The organism is Mesorhizobium sp. M7A.F.Ca.US.006.04.2.1 (genome assembly GCF_004022915.1).
GTDB classification, from domain to species: Bacteria; Pseudomonadota; Alphaproteobacteria; order Rhizobiales; family Rhizobiaceae; genus Mesorhizobium; species Mesorhizobium ciceri.
On the sequence record NZ_RZQA01000430.1, the window covers coordinates 1 to 5,380 of the forward strand.

6 protein-coding genes are annotated in these 5,380 nt (G+C 63.5%); 5 read left to right on the forward strand and 1 reads right to left on the reverse strand.

Going from position 1 to position 5,380, the window contains the following annotated elements; translation table 11 throughout:
• The 5 genes from EN925_RS21565 to EN925_RS21585 all read left to right on the forward strand — a co-directional run.
• Positions 1 to 335, forward strand: a 335-nt coding sequence (locus EN925_RS21565; protein ID WP_128336896.1) for a TRAP transporter large permease subunit, incomplete at its 5' end; no start/stop codon positions are given.
• 104 nt (positions 336 to 439) lie between these two features.
• Entirely contained in the window at positions 440 to 1,213 is a 774-nt protein-coding gene (locus EN925_RS21570; RefSeq protein WP_128336897.1) for a FadR/GntR family transcriptional regulator, read from the forward strand.
• Between the two features lie 22 nt (positions 1,214 to 1,235).
• Complete coding sequence (gene kduI, locus EN925_RS21575; RefSeq protein WP_013529046.1) at positions 1,236 to 2,087, forward strand: 5-dehydro-4-deoxy-D-glucuronate isomerase; 852 nt, start codon at positions 1,236 to 1,238, stop codon at positions 2,085 to 2,087.
• Complete coding sequence (gene kduD, locus EN925_RS21580; RefSeq protein ID WP_127368813.1) at positions 2,084 to 2,842, forward strand: 2-dehydro-3-deoxy-D-gluconate 5-dehydrogenase KduD; 759 nt, start codon at positions 2,084 to 2,086, stop codon at positions 2,840 to 2,842. The genes kduI and kduD overlap by 4 nt, the downstream gene beginning before the upstream one ends.
• Positions 2,843 to 2,908: 66 nt before the next feature.
• Entirely contained in the window at positions 2,909 to 3,244 is a 336-nt protein-coding gene (locus tag EN925_RS21585; RefSeq protein ID WP_063169447.1) for a cupin domain-containing protein, read from the forward strand.
• 271 nt (positions 3,245 to 3,515) lie between these two features.
• Here EN925_RS21585 and EN925_RS21590 read toward each other — a convergent pair whose 3' ends face one another.
• Positions 3,516 to 4,937: a coniferyl aldehyde dehydrogenase gene (locus EN925_RS21590; protein ID WP_127368812.1), complete on the reverse strand. Its 1,422-nt coding sequence runs from the start codon at positions 4,935 to 4,937 to the stop codon at positions 3,516 to 3,518.
• Positions 4,938 to 5,380: the final 443 nt, after the last annotated feature.

Here is a 5,380-nt window from a genome sequence, read left to right on the forward strand (position 1 = left end):
TCCTGCTGTTGATCAACGTCGTGCTTCTCATCCTCGGCACGTTCATGGACATGTCGCCGCTGATCATCATCACCACGCCGATCTTCCTGCCGGTGGTCATGGCCTACGGCGTCGATCCGGTGCATTTCGGCGTGATCCTCATTCTCAATCTCGGCATCGGCTTGTGCACACCGCCGGTGGGGGCAGTGCTGTTCGTCAGCTGTGCGATCGGCCGGATCCCGATCTGGACGGCGATGCGTTCGATCTGGCCATTCTATGGGGCGGCTTTCGCTGTGTTGATGCTTGTCACCTACGTGCCGGAAATTTCGTTGTGGTTGCCGCACCTGTTCCACTAGAGCAGTTCACGGGAACGGCGAACTGCTCTAACCCTTTGTTTTGACGCAATTCCGGACGGAAACCGTTTCACATTTTTCCTGGAATTGCTTTAGGAGACCATTACGTGTCCGCTGCATCCGCCGATCTCAGGGTCGAGAGAAAACCCAAGCTGTCGGAGACCGTCGTTGCGGCGATCCGCAAGCAGCTGCAGGCGGGCGAAATCCTGCCTGGCCACAAATTGCCAACCGAGGGCCAGCTGACCGAGACCTTCGGCGTCAGCCGAACCGTCATCTGCGAGGCGCTGGCCAAGCTTGCCGCCGACGGCCTGGTCGAGTCGCGTCAAGGCGCCGGCGTCTTCGTCACCGAGCATATCTCGACGATGTTCGGAGCGCTTGCCGCCGACATGGGAGCCAAGGATTCGATCGCGCTCAACGTGCTCGAGGTACGCCTGGCAATCGAGATCGAGTCGGCCGGGATCGCCGCTATTCGCCGCAACGCCGCGCAGGAGGCGGCGATCCAGGAAGCCTTCTTCGAATTCGAGCGGCTGCTGCTTGCCAGCGAGCCGACCGGCCCGGCCGACCTCGCCTTCCACCGCGCCATCGCCAGCGCGACCAACAACCCGTTCTATGTCGAGATGCTCGACGTGCTCGGCCGGCGCGCCATTCCGTGCGACGTGACCTCGCCCTGGTCGACCGAACTGGCGCAATCCGACAGCTACCAGCGCGGGCTGCAGCGCGAACATCTGGTGATCCTCAATGCGATCACATCGGGCGATGCCGAAGCGGCGCGCGAGGCAATGCGCGCGCACCTCACAGCCAGCCAGCAGCGCTACCGCGAGCGCCTGCATGCGCGTCAGGCTTTCTATGCCAGTTCGGTCAGGGCCGCCGCCGGCGAATGACCCATTTCAAGTCAGGACGAAAATGAGCCAGAGCCATACCGATTACACATCCCGCTTTGCCATAGACCCGGTTGCCGCCGCGGCGATGGGAACCGATGAACTCCGTCACAATTTCCACATTGACGGCCTGTTCCAGTCCGGCCGCATCAGCCTGACCTACACCCACTACGACCGCATGATCGTCGGCGGCGCCGTGCCGATAGGCTCGCCGCTCCAACTGGAGGCGATCAAGCCGACCGGCACCAAAGGTTTCCTCGACCGGCGCGAGTTGATCGCCGTCAACATCGGTGGCGTGGGCGTCATCACGACCGGCGGCCAGTCCTTCGAATTGCAGGCGCGCGACATGCTCTATCTCGGCATGGGCACACAGGATGTGTCCTTCGCCTCAGCGGACGAGGGGGCGCCGGCGAAGTTCTATCTGCTCAGCGCGCCGGCGCATCTGGCTCATCCCAGCCGGCTGATCCGCATCGGCGATGCAAAGCGCCTCGATCTTGGCAGCAAGGATGCCTGCAACGAGCGTTCGATCTTCCAGTTCATCCATGCCGATGGCGCAAAGACCTGCCAGCTGGTGGTCGGTATGACCCAGCTGGCGCCGGGCTCTATCTGGAACACCATGCCTTGCCATGTGCATGACCGGCGCATGGAGGCCTATCTCTATTTCGACCTGGCCGAGACGGCGCGCGTCTTCCACTTCATGGGCGAGCCGGACGAAACGCGCCATATCGTCATGGGCAACGAAGAGGCCGTGCTGTCGCCGGGCTGGTCGATCCACTCCGGCGCCGGCACTTCCAATTATGCGTTCATCTGGGCGATGGCCGGCGACAATGTCGACTACACCGATGTCGACCCGGTGGCGTTGGGCGATCTGCGGTGAGCGACCCCTTCAGCCTTGCCGGAAAACGTATCCTGGTCACCGGCGCCAACACCGGCATCGGCCAGGGCATCGCCGTATCGATCGCACGCGCCGGCGGCACGGTGATCGGCGTCGGCCGCTCGTCGATGGACGATACGGCAAGAAAAATCGCAACGATGGGCGGGCAATTCGAGGCGGTGAGCGCCGATCTTGCCGACACGTCAGCCGCCGGCCCCTTGCTCGACCGCGTCTGGGACGAAAGCGGCCCGCTCGACGGGCTGGTCAACAATGCCGGCATCATCCGGCGCGCCGATGCCGTCGATCTCAGCGAGGCCGATTGGGACGACGTCATGGATGTCAATCTGAAGGCGGTTTTTTTGCTCTGCCAAAGCTTTGCCAGGCGTGCCTTGGCCGCTGAGCGGAAAGGCAAGATCGTCAACATTGCCTCGGTGCTGAGCTTTCAGGGCGGCATTCGCGTGGCGTCCTACACCGCCTCGAAGCATGGCGTGCTGGGCATCACCCGGCTGCTTGCCTGCGAATGGGCGCAAAAAGGCATCAACGTCAACGCTATCGCGCCAGGCTATATCGAAACCAACAACACGCAGGCGCTGCGCGCCGATCCCGACCGCAGCGCCGCCATCCTGGCGCGCATCCCGGCCGGTCGCTGGGGCGAGGCGGGCGACATTGGCGATGCCGCCGTCTTCCTGCTGGCGCCGGCGTCCAACTACATGCATGGCGCGGTGGTGCCGGTGGATGGTGGCTGGCTGGCACGCTAGGTTTTGACGCAATTCCGAACGGAAACCGTTTCACACTTTTCCTGGAATTGCGCTGAGGAGACGACGATGACCGCAAAGATCTTCGCGCATGCCGGCGAGGGCGCCTGGACGGCGACACCGGACGGCAACAGGCGCCGCATTCTCCTGCACACTGACGAGTTGATGCTGGTCGAATTCGGCTTCGACAAGGGTGGCGTCGGCGCCCTGCATTCGCACCCGCACGTCCAGGCAAGCTATGTCGCCGAGGGCCGCTTCGAGGTGACCATCGACGGCCGGAGCGAGATCGTTGGGACGGGCGGGAGTTTCATCGTGCCGTCGGGCCTGGTGCACGGGGTCAAGGCGCTCGAAGCGGGGCGGCTGGTCGACAGCTTTGCGCCGCACCGGGCCGATTTCCTCGGCTAGAGCATTTCACCGTTTCACGGAAACGGCGAGCTGCTCTAACTCTTTGTTTTGACGCAATTCTAGACGGAAAACCGCTTCACACTTTTCCTGGAATTGCTCTAACGAGGGGTAAGAGATCGAGCGGGAATGACCCGCACCCCAGAAAGAGGCGCGGGTCTGTTGCCTGGGCGCTTGTGGCGCCGCGGTACTCAAGACATCACCGCAGGATGAGGACCCTGCCGCACCGTGGTGAAGATAGTCTTAATGCACCGGGGCTGCGTAGCTCGGTCGGTCAGGTGATGTGACGCAGGAGGCTGAAAAGCCGTTCGAACGTCTTGCCGTAGGGCGGGCGCAGCAGGCTTCCCGCGCTCAGCCGCGACTGCATGAAAACCGGTTTCTCCTTGCTGAAGGTGCGAAATCCCCATTCGCCGTGATAGGCGCCCATGCCGCTGGCGCCGACGCCGCCGAAGGGCTGGTTTTCCTGTACCAGATGCAGCATGCAGTCGTTGACGGTGACGCCGCCGGCAATTGTCTCGTGCAGGATGCGTTGACGGTTGCCGCTGTCGCGGCCGAACCAGTAGAGTGCCAGCGGGCGGTCGGCCCCGTTCACATGGGCGATCGCCTCGTCGATCCCGGTGTATTCTACGATGGGCAGCACCGGCCCAAAGATCTCTTCGCGCATCAGCCGCAGGTTTGCGCCGGCATTGCGGACCAGGGTCGGCAGCAACTTCCGGCTGTTGGCGTCAAGTTCCTCGCCGGCCGGGTTGATTTCGGTGACGTCGGCGCCGGCGTCACGCGCTTCAGTGACCATGTCGCGCAGGCGCCGGTGGTGCCGATCGCTGATGATGGCGGTATAATCGGGGTTGTCGCGCAGGGTCGGGTAGAGCTTCGCGATCGCCGTTGCGAGCCTGGCAGCGACCGTGCCTGCTTGCCCCTTCGGCACCAGAAGATAATCCGGCGCGATACAGGTCTGCCCGGCATTCAACAGCTTGCCGTAGGCAATGCTGGATACTGCCGCGTCGAGGTCGCATGACGGATCGAAGATTGCCGGCGACTTGCCGCCGAGTTCGAGCGTGACCGGGGTCAGGTTGGCGGCCGCGGCGATCGCGACCTGGCGTCCGACCGCGGTCGAGCCGGTGAACAGCAAATGATCGAAAGGCATCGATACGAAGGCCTTTCCCATCTCCGCGTCGCCGCTGATGACGCTGAGCTCATCGGGTGCGAAATGCTCGGCAACGAGTTTGGCCAGCAACGCCGAAAAAGCCGGCGTCAATTCGGAAGGTTTTATGAGCACGCGGTTGCCGGCGGCAAGGGCGGCGGTCACCGGCGCGACGGCGAGCTGGAAAGGATAATTCCAGGGCGACACGATGCCGATGACACCGAGCGGCTGCGGGATGAGGCGATTTCTGCCGGGCAGGAACGGCATGGTGGTGGCAACGCGGCGTTCGCGCATCCAGCCCCTGAGGTGCGACAGCGCGTGGCGGATGCCGGCACGTACGACGAACAGTTCCGCAAGACGCGTCTCATGCGCGGAACGGCCGCCAAAGTCGGTGTCGATGGCGGTGCAGATGTCGGCTCCATGCCGCTCGGTCAGCGCGAGCAGGCGTTTGAGGCGATCCTTGCGAACGTCAAAGTTGGGGAAAGGCTGCGCCTCGAAGGCGGCGCGCTGCAGGTGGAACCGCTCGCCGAGAACATTCTGTCTGGTCTGCAGCATCACGCCCTCCCTGGCTTGCCGGACGGAGCTTACATCGTGGTGCGTGGCGGAATCCAGCGGGGGTGCAGGTGTCCTAGGGGAAGCCGCTTTCGGATGTGCACGGCATCCGGCTGGCAGGCGCCGATGGCCGCATCAACGACAGGTTCCTGCAAAGGGGGCGTTGTGGTTGGATGACGGCTGCGCTACTCCAAAGCGTCACGCCAGAGAGTCGTCTTGACCGGTTTCCACATCCTCTCCAGTCTACGAAATTCCAGCCCGGTGTCCGCCTGATGCTGATGTCGGCGACGAGCATCTTGGCCATGGACCCCAAGCGGCGCGTTCCGCGCCGCGCGGCCCAGCGGAATTGCGGATGAAGGGCGCTCACAGGCTTGAGGCTGCGTTTGGAGCGGCTGCGCGAAGGGTTGTGCGGGAGTTTCTGCGGTTCGTGCCGCTGTCTCTGAGAC

Excerpts from the sequence above, each read along its gene's own strand:
- EN925_RS21585 (WP_063169447.1), top strand. The coding sequence starts at position 2,909 with ATGACCGCAAAGATCTTCGCGCATGCCGGCGAGGGCGCCTGGACGGCG.
- kduI (WP_013529046.1), top strand. The coding sequence starts at position 1,236 with ATGAGCCAGAGCCATACCGATTACACATCCCGCTTTGCCATAGACCCG.
- EN925_RS21590 (WP_127368812.1), bottom strand. The coding sequence starts at position 4,937 with ATGCTGCAGACCAGACAGAATGTTCTCGGCGAGCGGTTCCACCTGCAG.